The sequence below is a fragment of the Desulfuromonadales bacterium genome (assembly GCA_035620395.1).
Classification (GTDB): Bacteria; Desulfobacterota; Desulfuromonadia; order Desulfuromonadales; family DASPGW01; genus DASPGW01.
Genome location: DASPGW010000207.1, coordinates 1 through 16,940 on the forward strand (window position 1 = coordinate 1; position 16,940 = coordinate 16,940).

Consider the following 16,940-nt stretch of genomic DNA (forward strand, 5'->3'; position numbering starts at 1 on the left):
TTTTTCGCCCGTTGCCGCGGGCAGATGTTTTTTATGACGCGACGCTCAACTGTTCTGCGCATCTTTCTTCCGATCTGCCTCCTCCTGACGATTGTCGTCGGGTTCAAATTCGTTTCCTTCATCTTCCAGCCGGTGACGCCGGCCGCATCCGCGCTGGTGAACGTCACTCCCGGGCTCCCCTTGGCCGAGGTGGCCGGGCGCCTGCAGGAGGCGGGGGTGGTGCGCAGCGCTTCCGGCTTCAAACTGCTGGCCTGGCTGCGCGGCGATAACAACCGGATCAAGGCCGGCCCCTACGACTTCAGCGGCCCGGCCACACCGGGACGGGTCCTTAACCGGCTGGTCGCCGGTGATGTCCGCCGGCAGCGTCTGACCATCCCCGAGGGGTTCTCTCTGCGCGAGATCGCCGCCCGCATCGAGGCGGAGGGGTTAGGCCGCGCCGAAACTTTTCTGCGGCTGGCCCGCGACCGCAAATTCATCGCCACCCTCGGCATCGCTTCCCCCACTCTCGAGGGGTACCTCTTTCCGGAGACCTACCTCTTCGCCAGCGGCACCCCCGAGGATCGCCTCATCAAGGTGATGGTCCGCCAGTTCGAAAGCCGCCTGTCACCCGACATGGTGGAAGGAGCGGCCAAGCTGGGACTCGATCCGCATCAGCTGGTGACCCTCGCCTCGATCGTCCAGAAGGAAGCCGGCACGCTCGCCGAGATGCCGGTGATCGCCGCGGTCTTCCACAACCGCCTGCGCCGCAAAATGCCGCTTCAGGCCGATCCGACGGTTATCTACGGGATCGCCAATTTCAACGGCAACATCACCCGCAAGGACCTGCGGACGCCGACCCCCTACAACACCTACCGCATTGCCGGTCTGCCGCCCGGGCCGATCGCCAGCCCGGGAGAGGACGCGCTGCGGGCGGCGGCATTCCCGGCCAAGGCCGACTACCTCTACTTCGTGGCCCGCGGTGACGGCACCCATGCCTTTTCCACGAACCTGCGCGAGCACAACCAGGCCGTACGGCACTACCAGTTGAAACGCTGAACTGCGCCGGTCCGGCCGGCAGAGGAGTGAGCGCATGTCTTCCAGGGTTCTGCTTGCTGAAGACAACGACCAACTTGCTGCCGCCCTCGAGGCGCTCCTTACGCGCCAGGGGCTGGCGGTCGAACGTGCCGGCGACGGCGTCGAGGCCCTGGGCCGGATTGCCCAATCTCCCCCTGATCTTCTGTTGCTCGACCTCAAGCTGCCGCGCCTGCACGGCATCGAACTGCTCAAAAGGCTGCGGCAGAACCCCCACACCAGCGGCCTTCCCGTCGTCATCATCACCGGCGCCTATCGCGGCGACCCCTACGTGCGGGCAGCCAAAGCGCTCGGCATCGCGGCTTATCTGGAGAAACCGTTCAAGGCCGGCGAACTCCTCGCCGCCCTCAAGCAGGCGCTGCCGGCCGACGCTCCGCTTTCACCGCCTGCTCCCACCACAGAGACGGTCGATGCTCATCTGCGCCGGGCTTTTATCGGCCGCTTCTGCGGTCGCCTGGTTCTGCGCGGCGAGGGGCGCGAGTACAGCCTGACGCTCATCAGCGGCACGCCGGTTTTCGTGCGTCCCGGTTTCGCCTATCGCGACTTCGGCGACTGGCTGCACCGTCGCGGCTTTCTCTCCGCCGAGGAATACGCCTTCTACGCCGGCCCCGGCCAGCACCGCTACGAGCTGCCGGTCCAGATGGGGTGCATCGAGTACCCTGACCTTCTGGAGGAGAAACTCGCCTACCTGAGCGCCGAACTGGTGGAGTCCTTCGCTCTTCCCCCGCTCACCGCCGTGGAGCACCCCTTCACTCCACCGCCGGGACTGCAGCTGCTCACCGTCAACGTTCCCCGGATTTTCTACCAGGGATACCACCGTTACCTGCGGCCGGAACAGCGCGAACGGCTGTTGACCGAGGATGGACCGCGTTTTGCGGCGCTCGCCCCCGACTATTTCCGCTACGTCAACTTCCTCTCGCTGAGCCATGAGGAGAGGCAGCTGCTGCCGCGCCTCGACGGCACCCGCCCCCTGGCCGACTGCCTGGCAGGAGAAGCCGACCTCATCCCGCTGGCCCTGACCCTCCAGGCCCTCGGCATGTTGCGCTGCGCCGATGTCCCTCTTACCTTGGCGGCTCCGGAGTTTCCCCTGCGCATCCTGTTCAATGCCGTGGCCGAGGAAACGGCCGAGATTGCCCTCGAAGGGCCGCTGGAGAGTTTTGCCGACCTGGTCGAGCCAGCGGCGCAAGCCGCCACTCCTGCCATCGCTTCGGTATCGCCGACTCCCCCGTCGGCTGACGTTCCGGGCGAAGCTGCTCGGACGGCCGAGGTCCGAAAAATCCACGCCTCCCTGCAGGGAAAGAACTACTACGAAATTTTCGGCCTGACGCAGGCGACGTTTTCCTTCGATCAATTGAAGGAGAACTATTTTTCCCTCACCCGCCAGTTTGGTCCCGATCTGCTGATGCAACTCGCCGGCGCCGAGGCGACAATGGCCGAAGAGATTCTCGCCGCCGTCGCCAACGCCTACAACACGCTCTCCGACGTCGTACGCAAGGAAAACTACGACCAGTTGCTCGGCTCCGACCGGGTCGGCCTCGGGCAGAAGGGGGACGACCGTTTCCAGGCGCAGGTCCAGTCCCAGTCGGGCAAGGTTTTCATCCAGATGGAGGAGTGGGACAACGCCGAGACGGCCCTGCAAGATGCCTGCAACATCGACCCCAACAACGGCGACTACCTGGCACACCTCGCCTGGGCCATCTACCGCAACCCGAGAAACGCCGCGAGCCGAGCCATGCAGGAGAAGGCCCGCCAACTCCTCAACCGCGCCCTGACCCTGGAGCGGACCGCCGCCGGTTTCGCCTTCAAGGGGTGGCTGCTGTTCGAGGCGGGAGAGGACACCCTGGCCGAGGCGGAGTTCAACAAGGCGCTCAAGCTCGATGCGCGACAACTGATGGCGCGCAAAGGACTGAAGAGTCTGTTGGAAACGCGCGAGCGGGAGAAGAAGGGGCTGTTCCGGCGGATGTTCGGCTAAGGATCTTGCGGGGAAGCGTGGCGAATGTCGAATTCTTTATATGCTCATTTTTTCGAGACTGACAAAGATTGACACTCAGTGTCGCAAATTGTAAGTCGAGGAGAAGGAAAAAGTTTTTTTGTGCATGGAAATCAGCGAAAAGCGGAGCGAATGCTAGGCTCGTTTTTTGCATTATCGAGACAGAGGGGGCAATTAAATGGGGCGAGGCTTCGCACAGACAAGAAAGCCGGCTATTGAGAAAAGGAGAAGATCGATGACATCAGATGCAAAAAGCAGTAACAGGAAACGGTCCAGGAGGGCATCCGGGTTACTTGTGTTCATGCTGCTGGGAGTGGTGCTTCCCGCTGCCGCGCAGCCCGTCGTCATCTTCGGTCCCCAGAAGTTCGTCAGGGAAGAAGGGAAACCGGCCACCACCGGCACCGCCTTCAGCGTCCCGGCGGAGGCAACCAACTGCAGGCTGGAGATCAATAGCGACATTGCTGGCCCCTTGTTCGCCAACAACGTCTCGGTCAAGGTCAATGGTGTGGAAATGGCCGACAGCAAGACGTTGCGGAGGGGGGGGACGGAGCAGGCAGAGGTCGAACTGCAGACCACGAATACCCTCCTCGTCACCCTCAAGGGAAAACCCGGTGACAGCGTTACCGTGAAAATCATCGGTGAGATCGCTGAAGTCGGTGAGCCGGAGCCGCCAGGCCGTCCGCTCCCCCCGCCTGACTGAGCGATACGCAAGAGTGTGCTACGACAAGCAGGGAGCCGGTCACGTGACCGGCTCTTTCTTTTTCCGCAAGGGAAAGCTCCCGCTTCGCCGGAGATACCGGCTCGAGCCACCTCAGTCGGGAAACTGGAGACGCCGTGGCAGGCCCGCCACCACCAAGGCATAGGAATCATCGACCATCGAGAGGAGTTCGTCCTCGGGGACGCTGCCGTCGAGGACCAGGGTGTTCCAGTGCCGTTTGTTCATGTGGTACCCTGGGCGGATCGCCGGATAGTAGGCGCGCAGCACCTCGGCGTGCAACGGGTCGCACTTGAGATTGAGCCAGGGCGGGTCGATGTCGGGCAGGAGAAGAGCGAATATCTTGCCGGCCACCTTGAAGACCGGGTATTCGGGGCCGAAGGGATATTCCTCGACGGCCCCTTTTTTCGTCAGACAATGGGCGCGCAGCCGCTCAATGTCCATCTTTTTACTCCGGCGGCCGCAGCCGCAGCAGCGTCGCCCCCCAGCCGCCGGCTTCCTCTCCGGCGAGGCGAAAGGTGATGACCTCCGGCAGCCGGGCCAGAATGGCATGTACGCTGCGCTGCAGGACACCCATCCCCTTGCCGTGGATGATGCGCACATCGAGGATCCCTCGCCGGCGGCACTCGGCCAGGTAGTCGGGGATGAGATACTTCACCTCGGCCGGACGGAAGGTATGCAGATCGAGCACGCCGTCAATCGGCAGCTCGATCACCTCGGAGATTTCGGGCTCGTCGCTTTCTTCGCTCACAACATTATTACGCCTGCAGCTTGCCGGGCCAGTGGCCGGCTAATCCCCGTCGCGCCTGGTTTTCCGGCGCGAAGCCGGTGGCCGGGCCAAAAAGGCGGTCACAACAATGACGCCGAAACCGATGAAGAAAAGCACCCCGACGATGAGCCAGAAGGATACCTTGTCGAAAAACATCATCTCCCCTCGCAAACGAGGAATAAGAAAAATCCGGATTCATTTCCCGCTATCCTATAGCACGGTTCAAGTTTGCCTGTCACCGCTCATTTTTCTCTCGATGGGGCTATCTCCAAAAAAAGCGGAACTTCGCAGTCCCGCCTATGATCGCCTAAATATCCCCGGCCGGACATTCTGCGCCGGCATCCGCCCCACCGCCTGCCTGCTTCAGCTTGCGCCCCCAACCTCCCGGTAGAGATCGTCCATTTCCGCCCCCTCCACCTCGGGCTCGTCTCCGGCGTCCCGCAGGGCGTCGACGATTTCCTCTTCCGGATAACGCCGGTAATGCTCTTCCTCCGGCAAACGGACGGAAGGTCCCCGCGCTGTCAGCAGAGTGCCGACCCCCCACCCGGCCGCTGCCCCCAAAACCGCCCCGCCCAGGCCACGGCGCCAAACCCCGACCGTTGCCCCGATGACTGCCAGCACTCCCTTCATCATGCACCTCCGCCTCGCACAATCCGGCAAATTCATCCCGTTACATTTTCACTATAGTTCCGGCCGGGCCGCTGTCAAATCCTGCGGCGACTGCAAAAAGGCCCGCAAATAATTAAAACGTTTGTTTTAATCAAACGTATGATTTATTATCTTAAGCAGTTATTCCGGATGAGAGGAAGAAAACCCAATGAGTCAAACCGACACCAAGGACCGGATTCTCGACGCCGCCGAACACCTGTTCGCGTCCGAGGGCTTCCACAACACCTCCCTGCGGGCGATCACCGGCGAAGCCCGGGCGAACCTGGCGGCGGTCAACTATCACTTCGGTTCCAAGGAGGCCTTGCTGGAGGCGGTTTTTGAACGACGGCTGGTGCCGCTGAACCACCTTCGGCGGGAGAGACTGGAGACGGTACGGAAGGCCGCCCACCAGTCCGGCTGCCGGCCTTCGGCAAGGGAGGTGCTGCGCGCCTTCGTCGAGCCGACGCTCAGCTTCCGCGACAGCGGGCCGGGGGCCGAAGCCTTCGTTCGCCTGGTGGGACGGGCGATAGCAGAACCGGACGACACCCTGCGCAAAATCTTCATGCGGCAAATGGAACCGATCTTTTTCCTGCTCTACGACACCCTGGCGGAAGCCCTTCCCCACCTCTCGGGCAGCGCTCTCTTCTGGCGCCTGCACTTCGCCCTCGGGGCGTTGGGTCACACCCTGTGCATGGCCGGCCGCTTCCAGTTGCTGCCGCCCGGGGTCGCTCCACCCACCGACGCCACCTCCCTGACGACGCTGCTGCTCGACTTCGTCACGGCCGGAATGGAGGCCGCATGCGCCTGAAATCCGCCGCACGAAGCTGCCTTTGGCTGCTTCTGCCGCTTTTCGCCGGTTGCTCCCTGCACCGGCCGCAGGAAACAACCCTGCCGGCCGCCATTCCCCCGGCCTACGTCGAACCGGGCGCCGCCGCCGCTCCGCCCGTCGAGCGCTGGTGGGAAAGCTTCGCGGACCCGCGACTGAACGCGCTGGTGGAGGAATCCTTCGCCGCCAATCTCGACCTGGCCCAGGCCTTCGCCCGCATCCAGCAGGCCGAGGCCCAGCTCGGCATCGCCCGGGCGGGACAGCTGCCGAGCGTCAATCTGGACGGCGCCGCCGGCCGCGGACGCCAGCCCGGCTTCAAGGGCCCGGAGACTGCCGACAGTTTCCAGCTCTCGGCCGCCGCTGCTTTCGAACTCGACCTCTGGGGCAAGCTCGCCGCGCGCACCGAAACAGCACTCCTGGAGGCATCCGCCTCCCGGGAGGACGCCAAAACCCTCTATCTCTCCCTCTCCGCCCGGGTGGCCGACCTCTACTTCCTGGCGGTGGAACAGCGTGCCCAGCTCGAACTGGCGGACCGCAGCATCGCGGCGTTCGCCGATACCCTCGAGCGGGTCGAACGGCGCTACCGCGAGGGTCTGGTGCCGGCCCTCGACGTCTACCAGTCCCGCCAGAACCTGGCCGGTGCCCGGGCCAGCCGGCCGCTCTTCGCCAACACCCTGGCCGCAACCGAGCATGCCCTGGCGGTGCTGCTCGGCCGCTATCCCGAGGGGGGGGCAACCGGCACCCTGGCCGAACTGCCGATCGGACCGGCGGCCTTTCCCGCCGGCCTGCCCGCCGACCTGCTCGCCCGGCGGCCGGACGTCGAGGCTGCCCTGCTCCGCCTCAAGGCGAGCGACGCCCGCATCGCGGCGGCCATCGCCGACCGCTTCCCCTCCTTCAACCTGATCGGCAACTACGGCGGCGCGAGCAGCGATCTGGGCGAGCTTTTGCACTCGGGCAATATTTTCTGGAGCCTGCTGCTCGATCTGGCCCAACCAGTCTTCGACGGCGGCCGGCGCAGCGCCGAGGTCGAGCGCAACCGGGCCCTCTTTCGTGAGAACCTCTTCCGCTACCACCAGAGCGTGCTTACCGCCTTTCAGGAAGTCGAGGATGCCCTGGCGGCCAACCGCACCACCGAGGAGCGGATCATCCTTGTCGAGGCGCGGGTGACGGCCAGCCAGGCGGCGCTGCGCCTGGCCCTCGACCGCTACCTGCAGGGGCTATCCGACTACCTGCCGGTGCTGACCGCCCAGGGGCTGCAGTTCGACGCCGAAAGCCAGCTTCTCGCCGCCCGTCGACAGTTGCTTGCCGACCGCATCTCGCTGGCCCGGGCGCTGGGGGGAGAGTGGATGGTGGCGGAGATGGAAAAAAATTTATAGGCCCCATGGGATCCATGGGACCCATAGGACCTATTTACTGCTTTGGAGGATTCGGCCATGAGTGCTAGATCGAAACTGTTCAAGATCGTCCTCCCCCTGCTGATCGTCGTCGCCGCCTTCATTGCCATGCGGCTCATGATCCTGAACCGCCCCGAGCCAAAGAAGGAGGCGCGAGAGAATCCCGGCGCCCTGGTCGAGGTGGCCACGGTGGCCCGCGGCGAGCGCCAGGTCGAGGTACAGGGGACCGGCGCCGTCCAGCCACGTCAGGAGATCAGCGTGATCCCGCAGATCAGCGGCCGGGTGGTGGAAGTGGCGCCGGGCTTCGTGGCCGGCGGCTTCTTTCGCCGGGGGGAGGTTCTCTTCCGGGTCGACGACGCCGACTACCGGCTGGCCGTCGACAAGGCGCAGGCAGCCATGGCCAAAGCCGAGTATGACCTGGCGACCATAGAGGGGCAAGCGCGCATCGCCCGGGAGGAATGGGACCGGCTCAAGCTCGCCGACGGCCAGCAGCCCAACCCCCTGGTCGTCTACGAGCCGCAGCTGAAAAACGCCCGCGCCGCCCTCCTTTCGGCCCGCGCCACCCTCGGACAGGCCGAGCTCGACCTCGACCGCACCGTGCTGCGCGCCCCGTTCAACGCGCTGGTGCGCTCCGAGTCTCTCGACCTCGGCCAGTACCTGCAAGCAGGCACGTCGGTCGCCCTCCTGGCTGGAACCGACCAGGCGGAGATCGTCGTCCCCCTCCCCCGGCAGGATCTCGAATGGCTGCATCTCCCCCGCCGGGGCGAATTGGAAGAGGGCGCAGCGGCCACCGTCCGGCTGGCCGGCGCCGGGCAGAACTACGACTGGGTCGGCCGACTGGTGCGCACCCTCGGCGACGTCGACCCGCAGGGGCGCATGTTCCGGGTGGTGGTTGCGGTCGATGACCCCTACGGGCTGCAGGACCGTCAGGCCGGGCGGCCGGAGCTGGCCATCGGCTCTTTCGTGGAAGTGCTGCTGCAGGGCAAGACACTCAGGGATGTGGCCGTGCTGCCGGCTTCCGCCCTGCGCGACGGCGGCACGGTCTGGGTCATGAACGACACCCATCTCAAGATCCGCCCCGTCGAACTGTTACGACGCACCCGTGACGAAGTGGTGATCGGCAGTGGCCTCGCCGCCGGCGACCAGGTGGTGCTGACCGCCCTGGCCGGCGCCGCCGAGGGAATGAAACTGCGGCCGGCCGCGACGCCGCAGGAGCGGGCCACGGCTGTGGCGGGCGAAACGGCGGAGTCCAGGCCATGAACGGGGCAGTCCGCTGGATGACCAGCAACCACGTCGCCGCCAACCTGCTGATGCTGGTCTTCATCGTCGGCGGCCTGCTGCTGGGACCGAAGGTCAAGCAGGAGGTCTTCCCCGAGGTCAACCTCGACTGGATTTCGGTGACCGTCCCCTATCCGGGAGCCGGCCCCGAGGAAGTGGAGGAAGGGATCCTGCTCAAGATCGAGGAGAACCTCACCGGCGTCGACGGCATCAAGCAGATCAAGGCGACCGCCGCCGAAGGACTGGGGACGGTGATGGCCGAGGTGGGCGCCGGGATGGACCCCGACCAGGTGCTGCAGGACGTCAAGAGCGAGGTCGACCGCATCACCACCTTTCCGCTGGACGCCGAGGAACCGGTCATCGCCAAGGTTCTCAACCGCAGCGAAGTCATCTCCGTCGTGGTCTACGGCGATCTTGCCGAGCGCAGCCTGCGCGAATGGGCGGAAAGCGTGCGCGACGACCTGCTGGTCTACCCGGAAATCACCCAGGTCGATCTCGGCGGAGTGCGTCCCTACGAAATTTCCATCGAGATCCCCGAGGAAAACCTGCGCCGCTACAACCTGACCCTCGATCAGGTGGCGCAGCAGGTGCGACGCGCCTCTCTCGACCTGCCCGGCGGCACCATCAGGACGGCAGGGGGTGAAATCCTGCTGCGCACCAAGGAGCGCCGCTACTTCGGGCCGGAGTATGCGAACATCGTCATCCTCACCAACCCCGACGGTACCCAGGTGCACCTGCGCGACATCGCCAACGTCCGCGACACCTTTGAGGAGACCGACACCTTCGCCACCTTCGACGGCAAGCCGGCGGCCATGGTCAAGGTCTTCCGGGTCGGCGAGCAGAAGCCGACGGAGATCTCGGCGCTGGTCAAAAAATATATCGAAGAGAAGCGGCAGAGCCTCCCCCCTTCGGTGCAGATCGCCACCTGGAACGACACCTCCGAGCTCTTCGAAAGCCGCCTTCATCTGTTGCAGAAGAATGCCGCCTTCGGCCTGGTGCTGGTCTTTCTCATCCTCGGCCTTTTCCTGGAGATCCGCCTCGCCCTCTGGGTGATGCTGGGAATCCCCATCTCCTTTCTCGGCACCCTCTTCCTGATGCCGGCGCTGGGGGTCTCGATCAACATGATCTCCCTCTTCGCCTTCATCCTCGCCCTGGGGATCGTCGTCGACGACGCCATCGTCGTCGGCGAAAACGTCTACGAGCAGCGCCAGCTCGGCAAGCCGTTCCTCCGGGCGGCCGTGGACGGAACGCAAGAGGTCGGGGGGCCGGTCGTCTTCTCGGTCCTGACCACGGTGGCCGCCTTCGCCCCGTTGATCTTCGTCAGCGGCGTGATGGGCAAGTTCATCCAGGTGATCCCCCTGGTGGTGATCACCATTCTGCTGGTCTCGCTGGTCGAATCCCTCTTCGTTCTCCCCTCCCACCTCGCCCTCGGCCGGCGCCGGGAAGCCGCGACCGGCCTGCTCGCCGGCATCGACCGGGTAAGATGCTGGTTCGGCCGCCAGCTCGACCGTTTCATCGCCGGTCCCTACCGCCGCACCCTCGAGCTCTGCCTGCGCCATCGTTATCTCACCCTGGCGACGGCGGTGGCGATCCTGCTGCTCGCGGTCGGCGTCATCGGCGGCGGCCTGCTCAAATTCACCTTCATGCCGGAGGTCGACGGCGATGTCATCACCGCCTCGCTGCAGATGCCGCAGGGGACACCGGCCGCGGAGACGGCCCGGGTCGAGCGTCATATCGAGCAGGAGGCGATGGCGACGGTAGCGGAGTTCGACAGCCGACGGCCGGAGGGCCAGGGGATCATGCGTCACTTCTACGGGGTGATCGGCGGCACCATCGCCGCCGGGGGGCCGGGCGGCGGCAGCTCCCAGGCGGCAGGGCATCTCTCCGACATGGCCCTGTTCCTGACCCGGAGCGAGGACCGCGGCGTCCCGGCCGCCGAGATCACCAACCGCTGGCGACAGAAGGTGGGGGAGATCCCGGGGGTGGAATCGCTGGTCTTCAAGTCGAACCTGGTGCGCATGGGCGCCAATATCGACATCCAGTTGGCGCATGAAGACTTCGCCGCCCTCACCCGGGCCGCCGGCCGGGTCAAGGAAGAGCTGGCCAAATACCCGGGCGTCGGCGACATCGAGGACAGCTACGCCCAGGGCAAGAGCGAGCTCAAGATCCGTCTCAAGCCCGAGGCGCGCACCCTGGGGATCACCGAGGAGGACCTCGGCCGTCAGGTCCGCGCCGCCTTTTACGGGGCCGAATCGCTGCGCCTGCAGCGCGGCCGCAACGAGCTCAAGGTGATGGTCCGCTATCCGGAGGAGAGCCGCCGGAGCCGCTGGGACCTGGAAGCGATGCGCATCCGCACCCCGCAGGGAGGGGAGATCCCCCTGGGGCGGGCAGCCTGGGTAGAGGAAGGGCGCGGCTTCTCCGAGATCAAGCGCACCGACCGCAAGCGGGTCATCAACGTCACCGCCAGCGTCGACAGCCAGCAGGCCAACACCCAGGAAATCCTCGGCGACCTGAAGACAGGGCTGCTCACCGACCTGCGGGACGACTTCCCCGGCCTTACCTTCGATCTGGAAGGAGAGGAGAAGGAGCGGCGCGAATCGATGGCCAGCATGGGCAGCGGTTTCCTGCTGGCGCTCTTCGCCATCTACGCCCTGCTCGCCATTCCCTTCCGCAGCTACAGCCAGCCGCTGATCATCATGAGCGCCATCCCCTTCGGCATCGTCGGGGCCATCGCCGGCCACCTGCTCATGGGCTTCAACCTCTCAATCCTCAGCATCTTCGGCATCGTCGCCCTCTCGGGAGTGGTGGTCAACGACTCGCTGCTGCTAATCGACCGCATCAACGCCAACCTGCGGGCGGGAGGCGAGGACTTGCGCCAGGCGGTCATGGATGCCGGGCAGAGGCGCTTCCGGCCGATCCTGCTGACCTCGCTGACCACCTTCTTCGGTCTGGCGCCGATGATCCTGGAGCGGAGCGTGCAGGCGCAGTTCCTCATCCCGATGGCGATCTCGCTCGGCTTCGGCATCCTCTTCGCCACCGGCATCACGTTGCTGCTGATTCCCGCCCTCTACCTGGCGCTGGAGGACATCCGGCGACTGTTCGGGCTGCGGACCGCACACGCCGACCACAGCGTGGAGATGGTGACGGAATAGGCCGGCTGAGGTTCTGCGACAGGAAGAAGAAGTTCTGCCAGCGGGCCGGGCCTCTTGGGGCGGCAAGAAGTCCGGCTCTTTGCGTTCGGCAGACTTTCTGCTACACTTCTCCCATTTAGTGAACCATCCTCCCGCCATTGCGAACTGGATTCTCTTGCCGATGTCACGACTGCTCACGGGTTTTCTGGCGTTCTTGCTGCTCGGGATCGGACTGCCCCTGTCGACGACTGCGGCGGAAGAGGCTGTTTCTACCACCGCCCCGGCAGAGACGGTCGCCGAGGAGCCCGAGACGCCGTCTCCCGCCGCAGAGGCAAGCGCCGAAGAGGTTGACAAGGGGACGGAGCCGACACCCACAGCGGAAGCGGCACCCACAGCGGAAGCGGCACCCACAGCGGAGGCGGCACCCACAGCGGAGGCGGCACCCACAGAAGTGCCAGCGCCGGCAGAAGAACCAAAGGCGCCGGGAATTGTCGATGAATATCACCGGAAGATTTCCTCTGGAGTGACCTCCACCGCCCGCTGGCTCGACTCCTTCTTCGCCGACCCGCGGGTGGAAGACGAGGTGGGGAAGAGCCGAATCAGAGTCAGGTTCTCCCTCTTCGCCGAGGAGGGAGAACCATTTGAATACGACGTCCAGGCGAATGTTCGCCTCGACCTGCCGCTGCTTGAGAACCGACTGCAGCTGCTGTTTGCCGGGGACCCGGAGGACGAAAACGACTTCCAGGCCATAACCGGCGGCGAAGGTGTGCCGGCAGAGCTTATCGACACCGGCGAGAACTCCTCCGTCTCCCTGCGTTACTTTCTGCAGCGGACCGTATACCGCCACATAAGCGTGCGCAGCGGCCTGCGCTTTCGCAGCGGGATACCGGTGCTTTTTCTCGAGCCGCGCTACCGGCAGTCCGTCCCCTTCGACCGCTGGCTCTTCCGCTTTACCCAGCGCATTATCGGGCTCACCGACGGCTCGGTGCGCGTCCGGACGACCTTCGACCTTGACCGGGAGCTGCGACACAACCTGTTCTTTCGCGCCGTTGCCGATGGCACGTGGATCAAGGGCGAGGACGGCTATTTCTACACACTCAGTCCCTCTGTCTTCCAGCGTCTCAGCTCCCGACGGGTGCTGGTGTACAGCTGGGGGAATTCTTTCGTGACGCGTCCGAGCCACCGTCTCGAGTCGGTTGTGCTGAGCGTCCGTTACCGGCAGCGGCTCTGGCGGGACTGGCTTTACTTCGAGGTCGCTCCCCAGCTCGCCTTCCCGCGCGAAGAGAACTTCGATGTAACACCCGGCATCTCTCTGCGCCTGGAGATGGTGTTCGGCGACTATCCGATACTGCCGCCGCTTGAGAAAAAATCCGCCAGGAAATGAAGTGCCGTCACAATCTCCTCCCAGCGCACCGGGACCATCCGCTCCAATTTTCTCCTTGCCCCGGCAATCGACAGAATGAACATCGACACCCGCAACCGAACCGAACTGATCGAAGCCAATCGCCGTGAGTACGGCGAGCGCTACGCGTCGCTGAAATTTCTCTCCGGTCCCGAAGCCGAGGCCGCCCAGGCGCGTCGGACGGAACTGCTCGCCGCCCTGGCCGGGCGCACCGAATCCGGCTATTTGCAGACCAAGCTCGATTGCCGCCGCCTCTCGCCCGGCTGTCGTCTCTGCGGCGAAGGAAGCTGGTCGTGCCTGTTCATCAACGGCCGCTGCAACGGCCGCTGCTTCTACTGTCCGGCGCCGCAGACCAGCACCGAGCAGCCGACCACCAACACCCTGCGTTTTCCCCAGTCCGCCGACTATGTCGATTACGTCGAGAAATTCGGCTTTCGCGGCGTCAGCATCAGCGGCGGCGAACCGCTGCTGACCCCGGAGAAGACCCTCAAGTTCATCACCGCCGTCAAGAAGCGGCGCGGCGACGCCGTCCACCTCTGGCTCTACACCAACGGCACGCTGGTCACCCGCGACAGCCTGCTGCGGCTGCGCGACGCCGGCCTCGACGAGATCCGCTTCGACATCGGCGCCACCCGCTACCACCTGAAAAAGGCGGCCCTCGCCGTCGGCATCATTCCCCACGTCACCGTCGAGATCCCGGCGATTCCCGAGGATTTGCCGCTGCTCAAGGCGAAAGCCGCCGAGATGGCCGAGCGCGGCATCGACTACCTCAACCTGCACCAGCTGCGGCTCACCCCCCACAACCACGCCGCCCTCGCCGGCCGCGGCTACTCCTTCGTCCACGGCGAAAAGGTGACCGTCCTCGAGTCGGAGCTGGCCGCTCTGGAACTGCTGCGCCATACTCTGGACAACAACATCGAACTGCCGGTCAACTACTGCTCTTTCGTCTACAAGAACCGTTTCCAGCGCCTCGCCGCCCGCCGGCGTCACGCCCCTTTCGTCAGCAAGCCGACCGAGGATCTCACCGAAAACGGCTACCTCCGCTCCCTGGCTCTGACGGGGAGCTCCGAGGCGTTGCGGCGGCAGGCCGCAACCCTCGCCGCCCGAGAAGCGTCCCGGGAGGGGTGGGAGCTAAGCCCGGCCGCCGACCGTCTCGCCGTCTCGGCCACTCTCTGGCCGTTGATTGACTTCACCGGGCTCCGCCTGCTTCTTCGCTACGCCGAGGCTTCTCTCCAACCGGCCGTCACCTACCGCAACCCCTTCGTCGAGGTCCCGCTGAACAAAGGTCGCAAGGTGGTGATCGAGCGGCAGAACGCCGGCGGTGAGATGACGCTGGAAGGGGAAGAGATCGCCGCCCTCGGTCGACTGCTGGGCGGAGCGGAATCCGAGGCGAGCGGCGCCTTGCGGCCGGAGATCGCGCGCTGCGAGCGGATCACCGCCGGGCTGGGGGATTATTTCTGATGACAATCGGTTTCTGGCAGGATCTGCTCCGGCAAATCCGGACAATTCATGCTATGCAACCGCCATTGACTGACATCAATAGAAAGGGAGGATTGGCATGAAGATGCGCAAGAAGTTTCTCGACTACGAGTACGAAGAAGTCCTCGACGTCAGGACCCGCGAGCTGATCCGGGTCGCCTGTGCCGTGACGACCGGCTGCCCCGACTGACTGAAAAAGCACTTCGCGGTCGCGAAGGAGGCAGGCGCCAGCGAGGCGGAACTCAAAGAGGCGATGGCCTACGGCATGATCGCCCCGGCGGGGCGGGCGAAGAACTTCACCCTGCGGATGCTGGAGGAGCTGGAGATCGACAGGTAGGGGCGATTCACGAATCGCCCCTCAGCCACGCAAAGGGCGGCCCCCGGTCCGCCCTTTTTCTTTGCAGCAGGCCAAAGGACTTGCGTTTTTTCCCCGGATGGATTAAAAAGAGCCTCCAACATCCCGAAAAACCGGAGAAAGTCTGTGGCTCTTATCGAAGACGGGTTGTTCCGCCGCATCAAGAAACAGACCGGCCAGGCGGTCGGCGACTTCAACCTCATCGAAGCGGGCGACCGCATCGCCGTCGGCGTCTCCGGCGGCAAGGACTCCTACAGCCTGCTGCATATCATGGAGAGCCTGCGGAAGCGCTCGCCGGTGAAGTACGAACTGGTAGCGGTCAACGTCGATTCCGGCTTTCCCGGCTATCGCAAGGAAGTGGTCGAAGCGCACCTGCAGGAGCACGGCTTCACCTACCGGATGGAGCCGACCGAGTGCTACCGGATCATCGAGGAGAAGCGGCGTCCGGGCTCCTCCTACTGCTCCTTCTGCGCGCGGCTGCGCCGCGGCGTCCTCTACACCGTCGCCGAGGAGCTCGGCTGCAACAAGATCGCCCTCGGCCACCATCTCGACGACTTCATCGAGACGCTGCTGCTCAACCAGTTCTACGTCGGCACCCTGGCGGCGATGAGTCCCAAACTGCTCGCCGACAACGGCAAACAGACGGTCATCCGCCCCTTCGTCTACGTCGAGGAGAAGGACATCATCGCCTTCACCCGCACCAACGGCTTTCCCGTCATCTGCTGCGCCTGCCCGGTCTGCGGTGTGGTCGATCAGAAGCGCAAACGGATGAAGCGGCTCATCGCCGAACTGGCCAAGGAAAATCCGCACCTGAAACGGAGCATGCTCGGCGCGCTCGGCAACGTCCATCCCCGGCATCTGCTGGACAAGAGCCTGAAAGAGTTCTGAGAACTGGCCAAACGCTGAATCTTCGCTAGTATTCAGGTAACTTTCGATTTTCCCGGAGGCCCATGGCCAATCCCGACCAGCTCGAAATCGACCTGGCGACACATGTGCAGCAGCTGCTCTTCCCCAAGAGTTCGCCAGTCTGCAACTGGTGCTGCATCGGCTACAAGAACCGCATGGCCTGGGGGCTGGGCGGCGATTTTTTCGACTTCATCACCATGCCTGACGACTGCCAGGCCATCTTTATCGGTGACGTCACCGGCCACGGTCTCCACGCGTCGGTGGTCATGTCCCTGCTCTACGGCTTCATCCACCGCTCTGCCCGGGCGGGCTGCGCCCCTCTGGCGACCGTGCGGGAGGTCAACAACTTTCTGCAGTCCTTCGCCATCCGTTCCCGGGAATTCGACCACTACTTCTCCGCCACCCTCTTCTTCGGCATCATCAATCCGGAAACCCTGGAGATGCACTACGTCAACGCCGGCCACCCGGCGCCGCTGGTCCGTCGCGGCGACACCATCTTCTCCCTGCCTACGACGGCGCCGCCGGTCGGCTTTTTCGATGACCCCAAAATCGGCCTGCAGTCGTTCCAGTTTGTAAAGATGGACCGTTTTCTCCTCTACACCGACGGCGTCTCCGATGCCACCAACAACAGGGGGGAGCCCTTCGGGCTGGAGCGCCTGCAGCAGGTGCTGCGGAAGGATGGCGACGACCATCTAGAATTTCTCGAGCAGATCTTCGCCGCCCTCCAGCGTTTCGGCACCGACGATCCCCCGGTCGACGACTGCACCGCCATCGTTCTCGACTTTCACAGCTTCTGGCAGGAACCCGGCCGAAGCGGGTGACAAAGGAAGGGGAAAAGCGGACGCTGAGGCGGGGGATGCGGGAGGGGCGGGTGGAAGTTGCAGAAAACGTCAGCCAGATCACCGATCACGGATATTATCTATTACGACCCGCCCTCCGGCCCGATGATGCGGTCGAAGACGGCGCGAATCTTTTC

Annotated in this window: 16 protein-coding genes; 12 read left to right on the forward strand and 4 right to left on the reverse strand. The window is 64.5% G+C overall.

Annotation, left to right across the window (positions count from 1 at the left end; translation table 11 throughout):
• Positions 1–33: 33 nt before the first annotated feature.
• The 3 genes from mltG (at position 34) to VD811_11445 (ending at position 3,761) form a co-directional block, all read left to right on the forward strand.
• Positions 34–1,035 carry an endolytic transglycosylase MltG gene (gene mltG, locus VD811_11435; protein HXV21585.1) on the forward strand — a complete coding sequence of 334 codons (1,002 nt, stop codon included), beginning with the start codon at positions 34–36 and terminating at the stop codon, positions 1,033–1,035.
• 34 nt (positions 1,036–1,069) lie between these two features.
• Positions 1,070–3,043: a response regulator gene (locus tag VD811_11440; GenBank protein ID HXV21586.1), complete on the forward strand. Its 1,974-nt coding sequence runs from the start codon at positions 1,070–1,072 to the stop codon at positions 3,041–3,043.
• A 313-nt stretch (positions 3,044–3,356) separates the two neighbouring features.
• Positions 3,357–3,761: a hypothetical protein gene (locus VD811_11445; protein HXV21587.1), complete on the forward strand. Its 405-nt coding sequence runs from the start codon at positions 3,357–3,359 to the stop codon at positions 3,759–3,761.
• A 111-nt stretch (positions 3,762–3,872) separates the two neighbouring features.
• Here the strand turns inward: VD811_11445 and VD811_11450 are convergent, their stop codons facing one another.
• The 4 genes from VD811_11450 to VD811_11465 all read right to left on the reverse strand — a co-directional run bounded on the left by VD811_11450 (position 3,873) and on the right by VD811_11465 (position 5,178).
• The gene (locus VD811_11450) at positions 3,873–4,220 is read right to left on the reverse strand and encodes an MmcQ/YjbR family DNA-binding protein (GenBank protein ID HXV21588.1); all 348 of its coding nucleotides are present in this window, start codon (positions 4,218–4,220) and stop codon (positions 3,873–3,875) included.
• 4 nt (positions 4,221–4,224) lie between these two features.
• Positions 4,225–4,527: a Smr/MutS family protein gene (locus tag VD811_11455; GenBank protein HXV21589.1), complete on the reverse strand. Its 303-nt coding sequence runs from the start codon at positions 4,525–4,527 to the stop codon at positions 4,225–4,227.
• A 39-nt stretch (positions 4,528–4,566) separates the two neighbouring features.
• On the reverse strand, positions 4,567–4,704 hold the full coding sequence (locus VD811_11460; GenBank protein ID HXV21590.1) for a hypothetical protein: 138 nt from the start codon (positions 4,702–4,704) through the stop codon (positions 4,567–4,569).
• A gap of 204 nt (positions 4,705–4,908) precedes the next feature.
• On the reverse strand, positions 4,909–5,178 hold the full coding sequence (locus VD811_11465) for a hypothetical protein (GenBank protein ID HXV21591.1): 270 nt from the start codon (positions 5,176–5,178) through the stop codon (positions 4,909–4,911).
• A gap of 184 nt (positions 5,179–5,362) precedes the next feature.
• Between VD811_11465 and VD811_11470 the strand changes: the two genes are divergently transcribed.
• The 9 genes from VD811_11470 (at position 5,363) to VD811_11510 (ending at position 16,785) form a co-directional block, all read left to right on the forward strand.
• Positions 5,363–6,001 (forward strand): TetR family transcriptional regulator, encoded by a 639-nt coding sequence (locus tag VD811_11470; protein ID HXV21592.1) that lies wholly within the window; start codon positions 5,363–5,365, stop codon positions 5,999–6,001.
• Positions 5,992–7,395 carry an efflux transporter outer membrane subunit gene (locus tag VD811_11475; protein HXV21593.1) on the forward strand — a complete coding sequence of 468 codons (1,404 nt, stop codon included), beginning with the start codon at positions 5,992–5,994 and terminating at the stop codon, positions 7,393–7,395. Before VD811_11470 ends, VD811_11475 begins: the two co-directional genes overlap by 10 nt.
• A 57-nt stretch (positions 7,396–7,452) precedes the next feature.
• A complete protein-coding gene (locus VD811_11480; GenBank protein HXV21594.1) occupies positions 7,453–8,673 on the forward strand; it encodes an efflux RND transporter periplasmic adaptor subunit in 1,221 nt (406 codons plus the stop codon).
• Positions 8,670–11,843 carry an efflux RND transporter permease subunit gene (locus VD811_11485; GenBank protein HXV21595.1) on the forward strand — a complete coding sequence of 1,058 codons (3,174 nt, stop codon included), beginning with the start codon at positions 8,670–8,672 and terminating at the stop codon, positions 11,841–11,843. Before VD811_11480 ends, VD811_11485 begins: the two co-directional genes overlap by 4 nt.
• A 160-nt stretch (positions 11,844–12,003) precedes the next feature.
• Entirely contained in the window at positions 12,004–13,206 is a 1,203-nt protein-coding gene (locus VD811_11490) for a hypothetical protein (GenBank protein ID HXV21596.1), read from the forward strand.
• Between the two features lie 75 nt (positions 13,207–13,281).
• The gene (locus VD811_11495) at positions 13,282–14,685 is read left to right on the forward strand and encodes a radical SAM protein (GenBank protein HXV21597.1); all 1,404 of its coding nucleotides are present in this window, start codon (positions 13,282–13,284) and stop codon (positions 14,683–14,685) included.
• Between the two features lie 97 nt (positions 14,686–14,782).
• Positions 14,783–15,040 (forward strand): GSU3128 family (seleno)protein, encoded by a 258-nt coding sequence (locus tag VD811_11500; GenBank protein ID HXV21598.1) that lies wholly within the window; start codon positions 14,783–14,785, stop codon positions 15,038–15,040.
• A gap of 120 nt (positions 15,041–15,160) precedes the next feature.
• Complete coding sequence (ttcA, locus tag VD811_11505; protein ID HXV21599.1) at positions 15,161–15,946, forward strand: tRNA 2-thiocytidine(32) synthetase TtcA; 786 nt, start codon at positions 15,161–15,163, stop codon at positions 15,944–15,946.
• 62 nt (positions 15,947–16,008) lie between these two features.
• Positions 16,009–16,785 carry a PP2C family protein-serine/threonine phosphatase gene (locus VD811_11510; protein HXV21600.1) on the forward strand — a complete coding sequence of 259 codons (777 nt, stop codon included), beginning with the start codon at positions 16,009–16,011 and terminating at the stop codon, positions 16,783–16,785.
• Positions 16,786–16,940 lie beyond the last annotated feature (155 nt).